General features: G+C 65.3%; 16 protein-coding genes. 11 read left to right on the top strand and 5 right to left on the bottom strand.

Going from position 1 to position 18266, the window contains the following annotated elements; all coding sequences use genetic code 11:
- Positions 1-2: 2 nt before the first annotated feature.
- The 4 genes from DND132_RS15455 to DND132_RS15440 are packed head-to-tail and all read right to left on the bottom strand — an operon-like array spanning position 3 to position 4667.
- The gene (locus DND132_RS15455) at positions 3-1514 is read right to left on the bottom strand and encodes an ATP-binding protein (RefSeq protein ID WP_014323697.1); all 1512 of its coding nucleotides are present in this window, start codon (positions 1512-1514) and stop codon (positions 3-5) included.
- Positions 1507-2043, bottom strand: coding sequence for a YfiR family protein (locus DND132_RS15450; protein ID WP_014323696.1), 537 nt, complete (start codon positions 2041-2043; stop codon positions 1507-1509). The genes DND132_RS15455 and DND132_RS15450 overlap by 8 nt, the downstream gene beginning before the upstream one ends.
- Positions 2043-3956, bottom strand: a complete 1914-nt coding sequence (locus DND132_RS15445) for a TonB-dependent receptor plug domain-containing protein (RefSeq protein WP_014323695.1) — start codon at positions 3954-3956, stop codon at positions 2043-2045. The genes DND132_RS15450 and DND132_RS15445 overlap by 1 nt, the downstream gene beginning before the upstream one ends.
- Positions 3957-4667, bottom strand: a complete 711-nt coding sequence (locus tag DND132_RS15440) for a response regulator transcription factor (protein WP_014323694.1) — start codon at positions 4665-4667, stop codon at positions 3957-3959. It abuts the gene before it with no gap.
- A 256-nt stretch (positions 4668-4923) separates the two neighbouring features.
- On the opposite strand from DND132_RS15440, the gene DND132_RS15435 reads away from it, so the two are divergent.
- From DND132_RS15435 to fliD, 7 genes are all read left to right on the top strand, one after another.
- Positions 4924-5784 (top strand): flagellin N-terminal helical domain-containing protein, encoded by an 861-nt coding sequence (locus tag DND132_RS15435; RefSeq protein WP_014323693.1) that lies wholly within the window; start codon positions 4924-4926, stop codon positions 5782-5784.
- A gap of 327 nt (positions 5785-6111) precedes the next feature.
- Positions 6112-6696, top strand: coding sequence for an RNA polymerase sigma factor (locus DND132_RS15430; RefSeq protein WP_014323692.1), 585 nt, complete (start codon positions 6112-6114; stop codon positions 6694-6696).
- On the top strand, positions 6693-7370 hold the full coding sequence (locus DND132_RS15425) for a flagellar hook assembly protein FlgD (protein WP_014323691.1): 678 nt from the start codon (positions 6693-6695) through the stop codon (positions 7368-7370). The genes DND132_RS15430 and DND132_RS15425 overlap by 4 nt, the downstream gene beginning before the upstream one ends.
- Before the next feature lie 30 nt (positions 7371-7400).
- Positions 7401-8951 carry a flagellar hook protein FlgE gene (locus DND132_RS15420; protein ID WP_014323690.1) on the top strand — a complete coding sequence of 517 codons (1551 nt, stop codon included), beginning with the start codon at positions 7401-7403 and terminating at the stop codon, positions 8949-8951.
- Between the two features lie 27 nt (positions 8952-8978).
- Positions 8979-10988, top strand: coding sequence for a flagellar hook-associated protein FlgK (flgK, locus tag DND132_RS15415; RefSeq protein WP_014323689.1), 2010 nt, complete (start codon positions 8979-8981; stop codon positions 10986-10988).
- Positions 10989-11004: 16 nt separating this feature from the next.
- Entirely contained in the window at positions 11005-12198 is a 1194-nt protein-coding gene (locus DND132_RS15410) for a flagellin N-terminal helical domain-containing protein (RefSeq protein ID WP_014323688.1), read from the top strand.
- A 9-nt stretch (positions 12199-12207) separates the two neighbouring features.
- Positions 12208-13932: a flagellar filament capping protein FliD gene (gene fliD / locus DND132_RS15405; RefSeq protein WP_014323687.1), complete on the top strand. Its 1725-nt coding sequence runs from the start codon at positions 12208-12210 to the stop codon at positions 13930-13932.
- A 222-nt stretch (positions 13933-14154) separates the two neighbouring features.
- Here fliD and DND132_RS17845 read toward each other — a convergent pair whose 3' ends face one another.
- Entirely contained in the window at positions 14155-14625 is a 471-nt protein-coding gene (locus tag DND132_RS17845) for an EF-hand domain-containing protein (protein ID WP_014323686.1), read from the bottom strand.
- Positions 14626-14890: 265 nt separating this feature from the next.
- On the opposite strand from DND132_RS17845, the gene fdhD reads away from it, so the two are divergent.
- The 4 genes from fdhD (at position 14891) to DND132_RS15380 (ending at position 18254) form a co-directional block, all read left to right on the top strand.
- A complete protein-coding gene (gene fdhD, locus DND132_RS15395; protein ID WP_014323685.1) occupies positions 14891-15676 on the top strand; it encodes a formate dehydrogenase accessory sulfurtransferase FdhD in 786 nt (261 codons plus the stop codon).
- Between the two features lie 231 nt (positions 15677-15907).
- A complete protein-coding gene (locus tag DND132_RS15390; RefSeq protein WP_014323684.1) occupies positions 15908-16795 on the top strand; it encodes a formate dehydrogenase accessory protein FdhE in 888 nt (295 codons plus the stop codon).
- A 60-nt stretch (positions 16796-16855) separates the two neighbouring features.
- Positions 16856-17740, top strand: a complete 885-nt coding sequence (locus tag DND132_RS15385) for a transposase (protein WP_050814024.1) — start codon at positions 16856-16858, stop codon at positions 17738-17740.
- A 283-nt stretch (positions 17741-18023) separates the two neighbouring features.
- Positions 18024-18254 carry a hypothetical protein gene (locus tag DND132_RS15380; RefSeq protein WP_014323682.1) on the top strand — a complete coding sequence of 77 codons (231 nt, stop codon included), beginning with the start codon at positions 18024-18026 and terminating at the stop codon, positions 18252-18254.
- The last annotated feature ends 12 nt before the right edge of the window (positions 18255-18266 follow it).

Genomic DNA, 18266 nt, shown 5'->3' with positions numbered 1-18266 from the left:
GCCTAGCGGCGGAAGGTGATGCGCAGGGTGGTGCCGGTCTCCTCGCCCGTGTTCATGGCGATGTCCGCGCCGTGGGTCCGGGCGATGAGCGCGGCGAAGTAGGTGCCGAGCCCGGTGCCGTTCTCCTTGCCGTGGGTGACGTACTTCTCGAAGAACCGCTCGCGGACCTCCGGGGGCACGGGCGTGGGGTTGGTCACGGTCAGGCCGGGCCGCCCGGCGTGGTCGTCCTCCAGGGAGACCACCACCTCGTCGCCCGGCCGCGAGGCCTCGATGGCGTTCTGCACCAGGTTGCGGCACATGGTCCGCAGAAGCGGGCCCTCGCCGGACACGGAGTAGGTCTCGTCGCCGACCACGTCCCGCCCCTTCAGACGGATGGCCAGCCGCACGCCCGAGCTGTTCAGCTGCGGGGCCAGTTCCTCCTCCAGGTCGCAGAAGGTCTCCACCAGATCGATGGGCAGCCGGTTCAGGGCGTAGACGCCCTTCTCCATCTTGAACATGTCCAGGTGGTTGCGGATCATGTCGAGCATGCGGTACCCGGCGGCGCGGATGCGCTTGATGAGCTTGACCTGCTCGGCGGAGAGATCGCCCTGCTGGAGGAGCAGTTCCGGGTAGCCGATGACCAGGCTCAGGCCGGACTTGAGGTCGTGGCGGTTGATGCGCTCCACCTCCTCGCGGATCATCTCGGCCTGGGCGCGGCGGCGAATCTCGCTGTACAGCTGGCGGTTGTTCTTGAGCAGTTCGAGCTGCTTGACCTTGAGTTGCAGGGTCCGTTCCTCGACCCGCTGTTCGAGCATCTCGCGGTGCCGGTTCAAGCGGTCGTCGCGGTCCTCGATGCGCTCGAGCATGGCGTTGAACTCGGCCACGAGCACGCCCAGCTCGTCGTCGCTGCGGTAGTCCACGCGGCGGGAGTAGTCCCGGCTGCCGGAGATGTCGCCGATGGCCTCGGTCAGCTCGCGCAGGGGGTCGCCGAGCCTGCGCCGGAACGTGCCCGCCAGCTTGAAGCAGAAGACGAACACCCCGAGCAGGATGAGCCCGCCGCTGACCAGGTAGGACTTGAGCAGCCCCCACTGCCCGGCCAGGGAGACGTTCAGGACCACCAGGCAGCCGGTGCTGCCGCAGGGAATCCCGGCCGCCACGGTCAGGGCGGACAGGGAGGTGGTCACCCCCGGCCCGGCCAGGGAGGCGAAGTCCGGCGGCGTGCCGTACACGGCGAAGGGCGCGGCGTTGCCGAGGTACACGGCCGCTCCGAGCACGTTGGGATTGAGGGACAGGGTGCGCAGGTTCTCGGCCGCGGCCTCGGGATCGTCGAAGTCCACGGGCGCGGCCAGGGAGCGGGCCATGAGCTCGGCCAGGGAGCGGGCCTTGTCCACGCCCTCCTGACGGTAGGCGTTGACCATGGGGATGGCGTTGAGGAGAAAGCTCAGGGCCAGGGCCACCAGGGTGGTGCCGAGGATGGCCGCCGCGATCTTCCGGCCCAGGGGGGTCATCTTGGGGGGGCGCGCGGGCTTAGTCACGGGGCGCCTCCCGGTAGATGCGGGCCAGTTGCAGCAGCCGGGAGCTGATGGTCAGCCCGGCCCGGCGGGCCGCCTCGGGGCTGACCTCGAGCTTGAGGCGGCCGCCCTGCATGACGAAATTGATGATCGCGCCCAGGGCCGGGCCGTCCGGGTCCTGGGTGATGGTCAGCACGGGCCTGTCCGCCACGCGCTTGAGGATGGCCGCGACCTCCCGCCGGGACGCGCCGACCAGGACGAGCACGTCGCACTCGGCGGGCCACTGGACCAGCTCGAAGGCGGGGTCGCCGTTGTCCGGCGCCGGGAAGTAGGGGCGCAGCCGGGCCGGGTCCGTGGCCGCGACCACGAAGGGACGGCCCGGCGCCGGGCCCGCGCCCTCCGGCCAGGCCGCATACTTGACCAGCCGCTGCACGTACAGGGCGCGCAGCTGGTCCGGGGTGGCGGTCAGGCGCGTCCCGCCCAGGGCCGGGAGCGACGGCAGGAGCAGCGCCCAGGCCAGGGCGGCGACGAGTATCGGCCGCAGCGCACCCATCAGAAGTCCCAGGTTATCCGGCAATCCAGGCTCGGGCCCACGGCCATTTCCGAGAACTGTTCGTGGGAGCCGCCGAGGTTGCGGCCGATGAGTTCGAGCAGGAGCGCGTCCGAGACCCGCCAGGAGGCGTGGGCGTCCACGTTGAAGTAGGCGGGCAGGTGGAGCTGGTCCGGGCTGTCGATGTAGCCGAGAAAGAGGTCGAAGCCCACGTCCTTGAGCGGCTTGGTCAGGATCTGCAGCTTGACCTCGCCGCCGAACCCCTCTTCGGGCATGGAGTCGCCCACCGGCCCGGACTCCAGGCCGTAGAGGTTCTGGTAGATGAGGCTGACCGAGGGCTTGAGGGTCAGCCAGTCGGCGGCGGTCCACTCGAACATGGCCTCCAGGCCGTAGGCCGTGCCCTTGAGGGAGTTGGTCACCTTGGCCGTGTGGGTGGTCTTGTCCAGCTCGAGCATGAGCAGTTCGGAGTAGTCGTTGACGTACAGGGAGAGGTCGAACCGGGCGTCCTGGGTCAGGGCCTGACGGTAGCCCGCCTCGTAGGAGACGAGTTTTTCGGTCTTGAGGTTGCCCGGCGCCTCGACCTGGTAGTCCGTGCCCCCGACGTTGATCACGTAGGTCCCGCTGCGCTGGTAGCGGGTGTCCGCGCGCACCCCGCGCGACACGGCCAGCCAGTACTCGGCGTCGTCCCGGGTGTGCAGCAGGCGGACCGTAGGCTGGAGCTCAGTGGTCCCCTCGCCCAGGGCGTCGGCCTTCAGCCCGGCGATGAAATAGAGGGACTCCGGCAGCAGGGTGATGCGGTCGCGCAGGAAGCCGCTGCCGGTCCAGGTGTAGATGTGCTCCCGGTCGATGTTCGTGTTGCTCCCGTCGTGCACGTCGTCCCAGAAATACTGGGTGCCCAGGCCCCAGGTCAGGTAGTGGCGGCCCATCTGCTCCATGGCCGAGGTCAGCTCGGCGTCCAGGACGTTCACCCCGCCGTCCAGGTCGGCGAGCATGGCCGTGTCGCGGGTGTAGGAGGTCCGGAAGCGCAGGTTGGAGTCCAGGCCCGTGGCCCGGTCCCAAACGAACTGGGCGTAGCCGTTGACGTCGCTGCGCGAGCGGGTCTCCGGGACGCCTCCCGGACCGGGACCGCCGGGACCGTCCTCCTCGGTGTTGGAGCGGACCAGGTCGCACTGCACGGACAGGGCGTCGGTGAAGGCGTTCTCCCAGTCCGCGCGCAGGCCGCCCTGGACCTTGTTCCACTCGTTGCCGTCGCGGTCCCCGTGGCGGCTGGTCAGCCAGTTGCCGTTGAGGTACTGGCCCGTGCCGTAGACCGCCAGGGCCGAATTGTCGCCGGTCTTCACCCCCTGGCGCACGGTCTCGCCCACGCCCCGGGTGCCGCCCGTGGTCACGGACTGTCCGCCCTGCAGTTCGAAGGCGTTCTTGGTGATGATGTTGATGACCCCGGTGAAGGACTCCGCGCCCCACAGGCTGGTGCGGGTGCCGCGCACCACCTCGATGCGCTTGATCATGCTGATGGGCACGATGTTGTCCCACTGCACCCCGGTCATGACCGGCGAGGTCACCGGCCTGCCGTCCACCAGGACCAGGTGCTTGTTGCTCAGGATGCCGTTGAAGCCCCGGATGCCGACGGCCCAACGGTCGGTGTTGGTCTGGGCCACGTGCACGCCGGGCACGAGCTGCAACGCCTCGGGCACGTTGGTCGCGCCCGACCGGAAGATGTCCTCCTCGGTCAGGACCGTGACCGCCGCCGGGATGCGCGACAGGGGCTCGGTCCGGCGGGTGGCGCTGGCCACCTCCACCTGCATGAGCTCCTCGAGCCCCAGCTCGGACAGGTCGTCATCGGCCAGGCAGGCCGTGGACCAAAGCAGCAGGAAGACGATGCACAGGGAAACCGGCCGCCACCGGTCGAGCCCCATCTACACGGCCTCTTCCTGGGGGACGGCCAGGAGATAGCCCCGCCCCCGGATGGTCTTGATGCTGACGTTGCGGTCCAGCTTCTTGCGCAGGTTGCTCATGTGCACGTTGAGCACGTAGTCGTCGAAATCCTCGTTACGGCCCAGCGCCTTCTCCATGAGGCTCACGCGGTCCACCACGTTGCCCATGTTCAGGGCGAGCATCTCCAGGATGTCGAACTCGGTGGAGGTCAGGTGCACGGGCAGGCCGCCGATGGTCATGTTCCGGGCGTTGCGGTTCAGGTGGACCTCGCCGATCTCGATGCCCGGCTTGGCCTTGACCGCGGCCATGTCACCGGCCTCCTCGGCCCCGCTGCCGTAGCGGCGCAGCACCGCGCGGATGCGGGCCAGCAGCTCACGCAGCTGGAACGGCTTGGACACGTAGTCGTCCGCGCCCATCTCCAGGCCGACCACCCGGTCGATCTCCTCCCCGCGCCCGGTGAGCATGATGACCGGCACGCCGGACACGGCGCGCAGCTTGGTCAGCACGTTGAACCCGCTGGTATCCGGGAGCATGACGTCCAGGATGACCAGCTCGTAATCCCCTTTCCGGGCCATTTCCAGACCGGCGCTCCCGGATACGGCCGCATCGAGGCCGAGCCCCTCGCCGCCGAGATAGGCCTGGAGCATTTCGGCCAGTTCAGGGTCGTCGTCGATCAGCAACAGGTCTTTCATCAACACACTCCTTTTGAATGCATCATAAAGATTCAGAAGAAATTATGATATAAAATCCGAATCAATTAATGTTAAGAACATTAAGAAACCTCAGTTTTACATTCAGCAAACCGCCGCCGGCCGCCGAATCTTTGCCCGGCATATTTTTCCTCCATGAACGTTTGCCCCTGTCCGTTTCGTATACATGGGCAATTTTGGTTCTCCGATCATCGTGACGGAGAAAATGCATGGAAGCATAACCATTCAAGGAGGAATCATGGCTCTCGTAGTTAACAACAACCTTATGGCAAGTGCCGCCGCCCGTAACCTGAACGGCGCCTACAGCGCGCTGAGCACGTCCACGGAACGCCTGTCCTCGGGCCTTCGCGTCAACTCCTCGGCCGACGACGCCGCCGGCCTGGCCGTCCGCGAGCTCATGCGCTCGGACATCTCCACCCTCAACCAGGGCATCCGCAACGCCAACGACGGCATCTCCATGATCGAGACCGCCGACGGCGCGCTGTCCGTCATCGATGAAAAGCTCATCCGCATGAAGGAACTGGCCGAGCAGGCCGCCACCGGTACCTACACGGACGCCCAGCGGCTGATCATCGACTCCGAATACCAGGCCATGGCCTCGGAGATCACCCGTATCGCCAACGCCACGGACTTCAACGGTATCTACCTGCTCAACGGCAACCTCTCCGCCGACGGCGTGACCATCCACTTCGGCACGGGCAACGACGCCGCGGAGGACAAGTACGACGTGACCATCGCCAACTGCACGGCCTCCGCCCTGGGCGTGGGCCTGGCGGCGGGCGTGGACAAGGCGGGCGCGGTGGTCTCCACCCAGGCGGCCGCCCAGGCCGCCCTGGACGCCCTGAACGACGCCATCGAGTCCAAGGACAATGTCCGGGCCAACCTCGGCGCCATGCAGAACCGTCTGACGGCCACCATCTCCAACCTCGAAATCCAGGCCGAGAACCTTCAGGCCTCGGAGTCCCGCATCTCCGATGTGGATGTCGCCACCGAGATGACCGAGTACACCAAGGAGCAGATCATTACCCAATCTGCCGTGGCGATGCTCTCGCAGGCCAATTCGCTCCCGCAGATGGCCCTGTCGCTCATCGGCGGCTAGTCCGCACCTTCTCCAACCGTGGGCCGGTCCCCTTAGGGACCGGCCCTCAATGGTACTATCGTCCGGCATCCCCGGACGGTTGCACTTTTCACGCATGAGAAGGAAAAAATCTCCCCTCCCCCGCCACGCGCCCGGTCCGGGCCGCCCCGCGCCCCTTTCCCCACGAATCAACCTTAAATTTTCTTCAATTTCTCAGGCGATCTGCCCCGTCGAACCGGAAATCTTTATTTCACGTGAATGTCGCTCAAAGAAAAATCGATACGACTTTAATCCAACTTGATGTTGGTCGGCACCTGCATTGCTCAACTGGAATGCAGGAGGTTAAAAATGAGCAGCACAGTAATGGAAATCCAGAAACGATATGACGAGATATCATATGACCGTCTGTTCAGTGAACATTCCAGACTCATATATAAGCTCATCATAAACTTTGTGAAGTCCAGGAGTATCAACCTCCAGAGTGCGGAGATAGATGATATATACCAGGAAATCGCCCTGAAGATTTTCAAGAACGACTATATCTCCCGCTACAACGACGAGAAGTGCTCCTTCATCACCTGGCTCAACATCATCTGCCGCACCACCGCCATCGACTACTACAGAAAGAAGCTGCGCTGGATGGAGTCCGTGCTCACCGACGCCCCCCAGAGCAGCTCCGAGGGCGGCCTCGACGCCAACCTGTTCAGCCTGCCCGCGGGCGTGCTGACCGACCGCCAGGCCGAGGTCGTCACCCTCTACTACCGGGACGGACTGATCGCCTGCGAGATCGCTCAGAAGCTCGGCATCACCTCGCGCACGGTCCGCAGCATCAAGTTCCAGGCCCTCGACCGGCTGCGCATCCACTACGGCGCCTCCGCCCCCCTGGCCGAAACCGACGAGCCGGAGCCGTCCGAAAGGAGGAAGGTCTCATGAGCATCGACACCACCAGCTACTACGAGTCCCTGCTCGCGTCGTACACCGACACGACCACGACCACCGAGAGCGCCACGTCGCTGACCTCGGACGACTTCATCACCCTGCTGTGCACCGAGCTCGAGTACCAGGACCCCACCGAGCCCGTGGACAACACCCAGATGGTCGATCAGATGACCCAGTATTCCCAGCTCGAACAGCTCACCGAGATGAACGAGAAGATGGACACCCTGACCGACGCCCTCGACGCTCAGGGAATCTCCTCCGGACTCGACTACCTGGGCAAGGAGGTGGAGGCCGACGGCTACACCATCAACAAGGACGGGGACGACGTCTCCTCCCTGTACCTGACCCTGGACGACGACGCGGCCGAGCTGGTCGTGAACATCTACGACACCAGCGGGTCCATCGTGGACACCCAGACCTTCACCGGGCTTGAAGCGGGAACCGTGTCCTTCGCCTGGGACGGCACCGACTACAACGGCGACGAGGCCGATGACGGCAACTACTACGTCCTGGCCACGGCCACCGACGAAGACGGCGACGAGGTGAGCTGCTCGACCTCGACCACCGGCACCGTGACCGGCGTGAGCAATTCCGACGACGGCGTCGTCCTGACCCTCGATGACGGCCGGACCGTGTACCTGGCCGACGTGACCTACGCCACCCAGTAACCCCGACCGAATCCAGCAAGGAGCGACATCATGAGCATCAGCGGTTCCATGTATACCGGCATTTCCGGCCTCCAGGCCCAGAGCCAGGCGACTTCTGTGGTCAGCAACAACCTCGCCAACTCCACGACCACCGGCTACAAGTCCGTGTCCATCGCCTTCGAGGACGTGTTCTACTCCACGGTCTACGCCGGGGGCTCCCTCGGCCAGGTGGGCAACGGCGTGACCACCTCCTCCCTGACCACGGACTATTCCCAGGGGGCCTACGAGACCACCAACTCGGTCACGGACGTGGCCATCAACGGCGACGGCTTCTACATCGTGGTCGACCCGGACACGGGCAACACCTACTACACCCGCGACGGCGGCTTCACCCTCGACACGGACGGCTACCTGGTGGACTCCCACGGCAACCACGTCCAGGGATGGGAGACCGAGGACGGCTCCATCACCGGCGGGCTGGTGGACATCCAGATCGACAATTCCCAGTCCCCGCCCCAGGCCACCGGCGAGGTCGCCATCCAGGTCAACCTGGACTCCACCGAGACGGACAACACGACCTCCTCCACCAACCCCTACGCCGCCCTGTTCGAGATCTACGACGGCACCGCGGACCCGGCCCTGGACGACTCGCGCTACGCCTACCAGACGACCATCACCGTCTACGACGAGAACGGCGCGTCCCACGACCTGACCGTGTACTACGATCCCGTGGAGACCGACGACGGCTCCATCGTCTGGGAATACATGGTCTGCTGCGACGCCAGCGAGGACATGCGCGACTTCGAGGGCACGGACATGGCCGACACCAGCGCGGCGGGCCTGCTGGTCACCGGCACCCTGACCTTCTCCACCTCGGGCGACCTGCAGTCCATGACCGCCTTCACCCTGTCCGACACCCCGACCGACACCACCGACCCCCTGGCCGAGGAGAACTGGGTCCTGGCCGACTTCGACAACGACGGGCTGCCCGTGTTCGAGTGCAACTTCACCGGCGCGGACGAGAACCAGACCGTGTCCATGAACTTCGGCCTCTCCAACTCGGACTTCGCCACGGGCACGGGCTGGGACACCACCGGCGGCATCGACTCCCTGGACGACATGACCGCCGCGACCACCCCGGACGAACTGCCCTCATTCAACACCGGGGTCCTGTCCACGGCGGCCACCACCAGCACCACCTCCAGCTCGGCCACCTACACCCTGAGCCAGGACGGCTACGCGCCCGGCGAACTGACGGACATCACCATCAACGAGAACGGCGTCATCGAGGGTAGCTACACCAACGGCCAGAGCCAGGAGCTGTACACCTTCGCCCTGGCCGACTTCACCAACACCCAGGGGCTCTACTCCGAGGGCGGCAACCTCTACTCCGCCACCACCGAGTCCGGCCAGGCCCTGGTCGGCACGCCGGGTTCGGCCGGGTTCGGGACCATCGCCTCCAACTCCCTGGAGCAGTCCAACGTGGACACCGCCACCCAGCTGACCAACCTGATCATCATCCAGGCGGCCTACCAGGCCAACTCGAAGATCATCACCACGGCGGACACCCTGCTGTCCACGGCCATCGGCCTGAAGCGCTAGACGTCAAAGACCTGATCGGAGGACGCGATGATCAACAATCTCTACAACATCGGGAAGACGTCCCTGCAAAACGCGCAGGTCTCGGTCAACAACGCGTCCAACAACATCGCCAATGCGGACACCACCGGCTACCAGCGCACCACGGTGGAGTACGACACGAGCAGCTCCATCACCATCAACGGTCTGACCGTGGGCACGGGCGCGGACATCACGTCCATCCAGTCCGAGTGGGACAAGTTCGTGGAGGCACAGTACCTGGACGCGGTGGCCGACCTGGCCACCCAGTCCAGCGCGCTGGACTACCTGGACCAGCTCGATTCCCTGCTGAACCAGTCCGACGGCGGCCTGTCCGACGTCATGGAGGAGTTCTTCGACGCCTGGAACGAGCTGGTCACGGACCCGGACTCCCTGTCCGCCCGCGAGGACCTGCTCGGCACCACCGAGACCCTGGTCTACGCGCTGAACTCCACCTCCTCCACCCTGGACACCATGGTCGAGACCATCAACGCGGACATCCAGGACCAGGTGGACGAGGCCAACCAGTTGATCAGCGACATCGCCGAGGCCAACGCGGCCATCGCGGCCAACCCGGACGACAACCAGGCCGTGTCCGACCGCGACCAGATGATCCGGGAGCTGGACGCCCTCATCGGCGTGGACGTCCTCTACCAGTCCGACAACACGGTCACCATCCTGACCGAGGAGGGATATTCGCTCGTGGACGGAACCGACACCCACAACCTGGTCTACGCGGACATCGGGGTGACCCAGTCCCTGGTGCGCGGCTCGGACTACGACGGGACCCTGAACTTCTCGGGCGAGTCCGGCGAAGAGCTGCTCATCGAGTTCGTCTCCTCGGGCCCGGACGGCACGGCCCAGTTCAAGGTCTCCACCGACGGCGGCAGCACCTGGCTGACCGACGACAACGGCGACGTCATGCTCTACACCGCCGACGGCGAGGACAACTCGGTGGAGATCGAGGGCATCACCCTCTGGTTCGAGGACGGCACGGCCGACCACGCCGAGGGCGACCGCTACACGGTCATGGCCAAGTCCGGCCTGTACTGGGAGTCCGGCGACGGCGGCCTGAAGAACATCACCCCCCTGACCGACGACAGCGGCGACAACGTCTCCGGGCGGACCTCCAGCGGCAGCCTGGCCGGTCTGTTCACGGTCCGCGACGATACGGTCTACGACACCATCGCCGGGCTGGACGACCTGGCCGAGTCCATCATCTGGGAGGTCAACTCGGCCCACTCCCAGGGCGCGGGGCTCGAACACCACACGTCGCTGACCGCCAGCTACTCCGTGGACGACTCGTCGGCCATGCTCAGCAACAGCGGCCTGCACTACGAGGACAACATCGAGGCGGGCGAGCTGACCCTGATCACCTACGACGCGGACGGCAACGTCTCGACCACGGCCATCCTGTCCATCGACCCGGCCACCGACTCCCTGGACGACGTGGCCGCCGACATCAACGCGGCCTTCGCCGGGGAGCTGACCGCCACCATCACCGACGGACAGCTGATCCTGTCCTCGGGCACGGACATGGAGTTCGAGGTCGCGGGCGACACCTCCGGGCTCCTGGCCGCGCTGGGCCTGAACACCTACTTCACCGGCACCGACGCCGGGACCATCGGCATCGACGACTACGTGACCACGAACACCTCGCACCTCAACACCGGCGTGGTCGGCGAGGACGGCCTGACATCCTCGGGCTCCAACGAGGTGGCCTCGATCATGGCCGAATTGGGCGAACAGACCGTGACCGTGGGCGGTACCGAGACCACCCTGACCTCGGCCCTGGCCTCCCTGGTGGCCTCGGTGGGCGCGGCCGCGTCCGCCGCCGAGCTCCAGCAGACCTACGCCCAGACCTCGGTGGACTACCTCTACGAGCAGCAGGCCTCGACCTCCGAGGTCAACGTGGACGAGGAGCTCATCGAACTGACCAAGTACCAGCAGGCCTACGAGGCCGCCGCACAGATCATCAGCGTGACCAGGGAAATGATGGAAACCGTCCTGGACATGGTCTGATCCAAAGGAGCCATCCATGCGCATCAGCACGGCACAGATCTACTCGCTCAGCCTCAACCAGATGAACTCGGCGCTCAACGACGTCACCAAGCTGACGATCATGAACGCCAGCCAGAAGCAGGTGAACAGCCCGTCGGACGACCCGGCGGGCATGGGCAGGATCGTCGAACTCAGCGGCTACGGCAACTCCCTGACCGGGTACATCGACAACTGCGGCGTGGCCCTGGACTACCTGGGCACGGCCGACGACGTCCTGGGCACGGCCAGCGAGACCATCACGGCGGCCCTGGAGCTGGCCGAGCAGGCCTCCACCGAGACCTACACCGACGAGGAACTCGACATGATGGCCCTGGAGATGCAGGGCTACCTCGACGCCCTGTACGCCATCGCCAACACCCAGGTGGGCTCGGACTCCATCTTCGCCGGGGACGACACCGGGGACAACGCCTACGAGATGGGGTTGGGCGTGACCCTGTCCAATGACGCCCTCGCGGCCTCGGACTTCGTCTCCCTGACCGGCGAGGTGGACGACACCGTGGCCGTGCGCTTCACGTCAAGCGGGACCGTGGGCACCGACGCCCTGGACTACGAATACTCCACGGACGGCGGCGACACCTGGACCTCGGCCACCCTGGCCGCGGGCGACACGGTCCTTGACCTGGGCGACGCCCAGGTGGAGCTGGCCGCGTCCACGGCCGTCACGGCGGCCGACGACGACGGCGGGGGCTCGCTCTTCTACCTGCGCCCGGCCTGCGTCTACACCGGCAGTGCCAAGGCCATGTCCGTGGGCATCTCCGAGAGCACGTCCGTGGACATGAACTCCGTGGGCAGCGACATCTTCGGGGGCGTGGACCCGTCCACGGGCCAGGCCTACGGCTCGCCCAACCTGTTCGAGACCCTGTCCGACTGCATCGTCCACATGCAGAACGGGGACTCCGAGGCCGTGGCCCAGTGTCTCGAGGACCTGGGCGACTGCCACGAGACCGTGGAGACCGGCGCGGCCGACATCGGCGCGCGGGAGAACAAGATCACCTACACCCAGACCTCGCTCTCCCTGGTCAAGTCGCTGACCACCAACTCCATCAGTTCCATCGAGGACGCGGACGCCACCCAGCTCGTGGTCGAGTTGGAGCAGGCCAACTACGTGTACGAGGCGGTCCTGTCCACCTCGTCCAGCATCATGAGCATGTCCCTGCTCGACTACATCTAGGAGGCCGTCATGGGCTACGTTTCCTCCCTTTCCAGCACCGTCGAGGCCTACGAGCCGCTGACCACCTCCGGGGACATCTCCTTCTCGGGGCTCGGCAACGGCACGGACTTCTCCGAGATCATCGACGCCATCGTGGATTCCGAGAGCTACCAGCTGGAGGAATACGAGGACCAGAAGGAGGAGTACGAATACCTCATCGACCTCATGGACCAGCTCTCGGACGAGATCGACGAATTCAACGACATCCTGGACGACATGGACGAGCCCGACGAGTTCTACTCCATGGTCGCCGAGGTCAGCGACGACCAGGTGGAGGTGGACGCCGACGGCGACGCCGAACCGGGCATCCACACCATCTCCGTCAACCAGCTGGCCCTGAACGACGTCTGGGTGAACATGGACACCGCCTACGAGTCCGAGGACACGGTCATCGCCGACGAGGCCACCACCCTGACCGTGAACTACGGCGGCGAGGACATCACCATCGACGTGGCCGCCGGGACCACCCTGGAGGGGCTGATCACGACCATCAACGGCTCGGTGGACGCCCGCGACAAGTTCGAGGCCTCCATCATGAACGACGGCGACGCCTGCTACCTGATGCTCAAGAGCTGCGACGCGGGCGCGGACAACAACATCACGATCACGGACACGGGCTCCCTGAGCGGCATGAGCGCGGGCGGCTTCGTCAACACCCAGACCGGCCAGAACTCGCAGATCAAGGTGGACGGCTTCCCGCCGGGCGAGGGCGACTGGATCGAGCGCGACTCCAACGCCATCGACGACGTGGTGGACGGCTTGACCTTCAACCTCAAGGACACCACGGACGGCGACACCCTCCAGGTCTCGGTGGAGTACGACACCGACGACATGTACGACACCATCCTGGAGTTCCAGGAGTCCCTCAACGCCATCATCGAGGACATCCAGATCCTGACCGGCCGCGTCACCGAGGAGCAGGACACGGACGACGACAGCGAGACCTACACCCTGGACAGCTACGCCCTGGACATCGTCTACAACAACATCAAGTCCATCCTGTCATCGTCCGCCCTGGGCTTCACGCGGTACGACGAGGAGACCGGCGGCGACTACTACAACGCCCTGTCCCAAATCGGCTTCTACACGGACACGGACGAGGACTCCGACACCTACGGCCAGCTCCTCCTGGACGAGGATGAGCTGGAGGACGCCCTGGACACGGACGCCGCGGCCGTGGCCTCCCTGTTCTCGGCCAGGGCCGAGGGCGAGTCGGACAGCGAGGACTTCCAGGTCATCTCGGTCATCGACGGGGTCACCGGAGCGGGTGAGCACGAGGTCAAGTACACCATCTCGGGCGGCGAGATCACCTCGGCCACCATCGACGGCGAGGAGGCCGCCATAGACGGCCAGACCATCCTGGCCACCTCGGGCGACGCCAAGGGCCTCTACCTGTCCATCGCCTCGGGCGCGGACGGCGACTACGAGGGCACGGCCCGGGTCAAGCAGGGCAAGATCGGCGAGCTGTCCGACGCCCTGGACACGGTGACCAACGCGGAGACCGGCTCCCTGACCATCCTCATCGACCACTACGAGGAGAGCGTGACCAGCCTGGACAACCAGATTTACAATGAGGAGAAACGGTTGGACGCGTTGGAGACGTCACTGGAGCGCAAGTACGCCGCCCTCGACGCCCTGCTCGCCACCTACACGGCCCAGGGCGACACCCTGACCTCCCTGCTCGAGGCCCTGTAGCCGGGCATCAAACCGGGCCGGGCCGGACGCGCGCCCTTCGGCCAGGGCGGCCGGAGGCAGGCCGGGATTGTCGCGCAGCACGCTCAGGACCCTCTTGAGGCGGTCCAGGGGGATGGGGGCCGGGTAGATCATCGCTCACGCCTCCTTTCGGGGGTAAAAAAAACGGCCGCCCGCGAGGGGCGGCCGGGGACCGAGGTCCCTAAGGAAGGTCTGTGGGACCGGTCACGCGCTCAGGCTCAGGGCCGAGGCGTACGAACCCATGTCGTAGGAACCGTCCTGCATCTGGCCGTAGGCCAAGGCCCCGGACGCCTGGTCCGAGGAGGACGACCCCATCATGTCCAGCAATTGCTGAAACTGCTCGCTGTCGCCGGTCTGCTCAATGCCGGAGAACATGCTCCCGGCCTGGAACATGGACGACATCGAATTGATCTTCGACTGGGCGTCGGCCTCGAGCTCCTCCTGGGAGACGAACCCGTCCTGGTTGGTGTCCAGGGCGTCGAAGGCCTCGTCGTCGATGGTCTCGCCATCGCCCACGGAGAACTCCGACTGGCTGAGCTGGCCGTCCCCGTCCGAATCCATGGCGTCGAGGAAGTCGGTGGACATCTGTTCGGCATCGGGTTTCTCCGTCGCCTTCATCATGCCGCCCTGCATTCCCATCATGCCGGTCATGGAACTCAACGATTGAATTTCCATAGACATCTCCTGGTTAATCCGCTCTCTTCCAGCCCCCCGGCAACTGCCGACGACAGTCTCCCCTTCCCGTGGGCGGAAGGCGGGCGGGAGCGGACCGTTCATAATCCTTATCGCGGCGTCCGGTCACCGGGATACCGGCCGGTCCATCAAGAATTGTTAAGGTCAGCGCCGCCCGCCCCAGTGTGAGAGTCAGGGTAAAATGGGTCCGCTTGCCCGAACCCGCCCCCCGGTTATAGGAAGGGGGCGGAAGGGAGCGGAGGCGGCCATGAGCGCGGAAACACACGAATACGACGTCCACGAATACCGGCGGGGGTTCACCCGCAAGAGAATCAGCGCCATCCGGGAGGTGCCGCTGACCATCGTGCTCAACGGGCGCGAGGTGGTCACCCTGCTGTGCACGGCCAAGTACCCGGAGTACCTGGCCGTGGGCTTTCTCAAGTCCGACGCCTTCATCTCCAGCCCGGCCCAGCTCACGGACCTGACCGTGCGCGACGAGGGCGACCGGCTGGTGGCCGAGGTGGAGGTCTGCCACGACCCGTGGAAGGACCGGGTCATGGAGCGGTCCATCACCTCGGGCTGCGGCAAGGGCACCAACTTCGGGCGCAACGTGGCGACCATCTCCAAGCGCAAGGTCGGCGGCGACGTGCGCGTCACCCCGGATCAGATCCTGGCCCTGGCCGGGGAGCTGCACGAGCGCTCGGTCCTGTACAAGACCACGCGCGGCTGCCACAACTCCTCCCTGTGCACCCCGGACGAGATGCTCCTGTTCCGCGAGGACATCGGACGGCACAACGCCATCGACATGATCTGCGGCCAGTGCTTCCTGGACGACGTGGCCGTGGACGACAAGCTCATCGTGACCACCGGCCGGGTGGCCTCGGAAATCCTGCTCAAGGTGGTCCGCATCGGCGTCCCGGTCCTGGCCTCCACGGCCGTGGCCACCAGCTTCTCGGTGGAACTGGCCAGGAAGACCGGCATCACCCTCATCGGCAACATCCGCGCGGACAGCTTCTGGGTCTACAACGACACCGGCCGGATTATCGGCTTCTGACCCCCTTCCCGCTTTGGGTCATGATTTTTTCGACCTTTGTAACCCGCCTGTTTTATTGAGCCATTCTATAATAAGTATGTCCACTTTAGCATAATTGTTAAATTTAATTCCATGTATTCCAATTGGTTGACACTGTTTGGTGTAAAACCTTGAGTAAGTGTAAAACCTTTGGCAAGATGCGTCACGCACTCCTACTGTTTTTCACGATAGGAAAACACTTTGGAGAACAACATGGAACGCGACATGACCCTTGAAACGAGCAGGCTCGACCGCAAGCTCGCCCAGCTGAGAAAGAAGTCCTACATATCCGCCGAACTCATCGATCTGCTCGACGAGGTCACGCACCTGCAACTGGCCGCCCTGCCCGAAGCCCGGGTGGTCCTGCCGCCGGACGAGGCCCTGACCCCGCCCGAGGCCGTGCTCCAGGGCGTCTCGCTGATCAACCGCGAGGATTTTCCCTTTGACCGGGCCCAGGCCGAGAGCCTGCTCGGCAAGCTCGTCGCCCTGGTCCGCAAGGCGGGCGGTCCCCTGGGCGAAGGCGCCGGGATCGTGGCCGAGGCCCTTGAGGCCGGGGACCTGACCCCGGACGAGCTGTTCCGCCGCTTCCTGGACGACGACACCGCCTTTTTCGGCCGCTGGGCCGAGCGCATGCAGGACGCCCCCCGGACCCTGCCCTTCCTGGTCATGGCGGCCATGGGCCCGTCCATGGAGGCCGCGGCCGGGCTGCTCGCCGAAAAGCTGCCCGAGGTGAAGGTCCAGCCCGTGGGCACCTGCCCCATCTGCGGGTCCATGCCGCTCATCTCCTCCCTGGAACAGAAGGAGGGGTTCCGGCACGCCACCTGTTCATTCTGCCGCCACCACTACCGGATCAAGCGCATCAGCTGCCCGGTCTGCGGCGAGGACGACCAGAAGAAGCTGACCTTCTTCACCGTGGACGAGGAGCCCGGCTTCCGGGTGGACGTCTGCGAGTCCTGCAAGAGCTACGTCAAGACCATCGACTTCCGGAACCTGGACCGCGTGGCGCTCCCGGTCCTGGACGACCTGGATTCCCTGGCCCTGGACTATGTGGCCGCGAACCAGGGATACCGACGGGCGACCCTGTCCGCCTGGGGGTTCTAACCGCGGGAGGGGCCCATGCCCGAAGCACCACGGGACGTCATGCCGAACAGTTCGCACATCATGCCGGCCATCGTTTCGCCGGACCACGGCGCGGCCTTCGAGGCCCTGCTGCACGACGAGGACAAGGCCAGGGACTACCTGCTGGAGCTGGCCTGGCCCACGGGCGACCCCTTCTGCCCGCGCTGCGGCCACCGCAAGGTCTACTCCCTGTCCGGAGAACGGCTGCGCTGCGCGGCCTGCAAGTACACCTTCCAGCCCTTCTCGGGCCGGTGGATCAACAACGGGGCTCTGAACCCGGCCGAATGGCTGCGGCTCATCGTCCTGTTCGTGGAGGAGCGCTCGGTTCACCAGATGAAGGAGGAACTCGGGCTGTCCTACAACACGGTCTACAAGGCCCTGACCGCCATCCGCTTCGCCATCCTGGCCAACGCCCTGGACGCCCGGCAGCTGATCAGCCCGGCCACGGGGCTGGACTCCTACCTCAAGGGCAACCGGCTGACCGGCGGGCCGCGCGAGATGCGCATGGACACCATCCCGGTCTACGGCATCCTGCGCCGCGACGACCTGGTCTTCATCGACCTGGTGCCCGGCTTCCAGGCCGAGACCCTGTTCCACTTCCACATGAACTTCCACCTGAAGCTCATCCGCTCGGGCAACCTGGTCTACACGGACCGCTACAAGGAGTACGACGCGCTCATGTTCTGCGGCAACGACTCCCTGCCCTACGAGGTCATCCGCCGCTACGACGAGCCCCCGCACATCGACGCGGTGCACGACGAATTCTGGGGATACGCCCAGTCGCGCATCAAGAAGTTCCGGGGCATCTCCTGCCAGCGCTTCCCCCTGTACATGAAGGAGCTGGAGTTCCGCTTCAACAACCGCGAAAAGCCCCTGGCCGAGATCCTGGCCGCCTACCTCTGCGCCCTGGTGCCCGACACCGACTAGACGGGCGCACCCGACGCGCATGCCGAGGCCCGGTTCCGCCAGAGGAACCGGTCCTTTTCAGGCCCGAAAACCCCTTTTTGGGCGGATTTTTGCCGGTGTCAAACCGTGGGGCGGAAATCGACTTATGCCAAAATTGACATAAAGTGGGCCCAGCAATAGCGCCATCCTGTTAAAATGAACATGTTTTTTCCTGTGTGAAAAGTTCCACAAGACGGGATTTTTTGCCGCCTCGCCCCGAATGCATCATAAGGGGGATAACCAAAGCAATGGGAGAGGCACGCGCATGCGCATGAACAACCAACACTTGCCGACTGGAGCCGCCGCCGGCCCCATGCCCTTCGCGGGGCTGGGGTTGAACGCGACCGAGGTCCGTCTGGCGGCCGAGACGATGGCCCCCGTGTTCCGCAGGAGCTGCGCGGAACCCGCCGTCGCCGAGACCGTCCGCGGCCCCGCCGTACTGTCCGGCGGCTACAAGCTCCTCGTGGCCCTCGGCCGCGAGATCCGCGGGCGCTGACCCGCACTCAAC

The sequence above is a fragment of the Pseudodesulfovibrio mercurii genome (assembly GCF_000189295.2).
GTDB lineage: Bacteria > Desulfobacterota > Desulfovibrionia > Desulfovibrionales > Desulfovibrionaceae > Pseudodesulfovibrio > Pseudodesulfovibrio mercurii.
This window is presented reverse-complemented; position numbering and strand designations above follow the sequence as displayed.

Coding starts and splice junctions, on each gene's coding strand:
- DND132_RS15450 (WP_014323696.1), bottom strand. CDS start 2,043: ATGGGTGCGCTGCGGCCGATACTCGTCGCCGCCCTGGCCTGGGCGCTG.
- DND132_RS15445 (WP_014323695.1), bottom strand. CDS start 3,956: ATGGGGCTCGACCGGTGGCGGCCGGTTTCCCTGTGCATCGTCTTCCTG.
- DND132_RS15440 (WP_014323694.1), bottom strand. CDS start 4,667: ATGAAAGACCTGTTGCTGATCGACGACGACCCTGAACTGGCCGAAATG.
- DND132_RS15435 (WP_014323693.1), top strand. CDS start 4,924: ATGGCTCTCGTAGTTAACAACAACCTTATGGCAAGTGCCGCCGCCCGT.
- DND132_RS15430 (WP_014323692.1), top strand. CDS start 6,112: ATGAGCAGCACAGTAATGGAAATCCAGAAACGATATGACGAGATATCA.
- DND132_RS15425 (WP_014323691.1), top strand. CDS start 6,693: ATGAGCATCGACACCACCAGCTACTACGAGTCCCTGCTCGCGTCGTAC.
- DND132_RS15420 (WP_014323690.1), top strand. CDS start 7,401: ATGAGCATCAGCGGTTCCATGTATACCGGCATTTCCGGCCTCCAGGCC.
- flgK (WP_014323689.1), top strand. CDS start 8,979: ATGATCAACAATCTCTACAACATCGGGAAGACGTCCCTGCAAAACGCG.
- DND132_RS15410 (WP_014323688.1), top strand. CDS start 11,005: ATGCGCATCAGCACGGCACAGATCTACTCGCTCAGCCTCAACCAGATG.
- fliD (WP_014323687.1), top strand. CDS start 12,208: ATGGGCTACGTTTCCTCCCTTTCCAGCACCGTCGAGGCCTACGAGCCG.
- DND132_RS17845 (WP_014323686.1), bottom strand. CDS start 14,625: ATGGAAATTCAATCGTTGAGTTCCATGACCGGCATGATGGGAATGCAG.
- fdhD (WP_014323685.1), top strand. CDS start 14,891: ATGAGCGCGGAAACACACGAATACGACGTCCACGAATACCGGCGGGGG.
- DND132_RS15390 (WP_014323684.1), top strand. CDS start 15,908: ATGGAACGCGACATGACCCTTGAAACGAGCAGGCTCGACCGCAAGCTC.
- DND132_RS15385 (WP_050814024.1), top strand. CDS start 16,856: ATGCCGGCCATCGTTTCGCCGGACCACGGCGCGGCCTTCGAGGCCCTG.
- DND132_RS15380 (WP_014323682.1), top strand. CDS start 18,024: ATGCGCATGAACAACCAACACTTGCCGACTGGAGCCGCCGCCGGCCCC.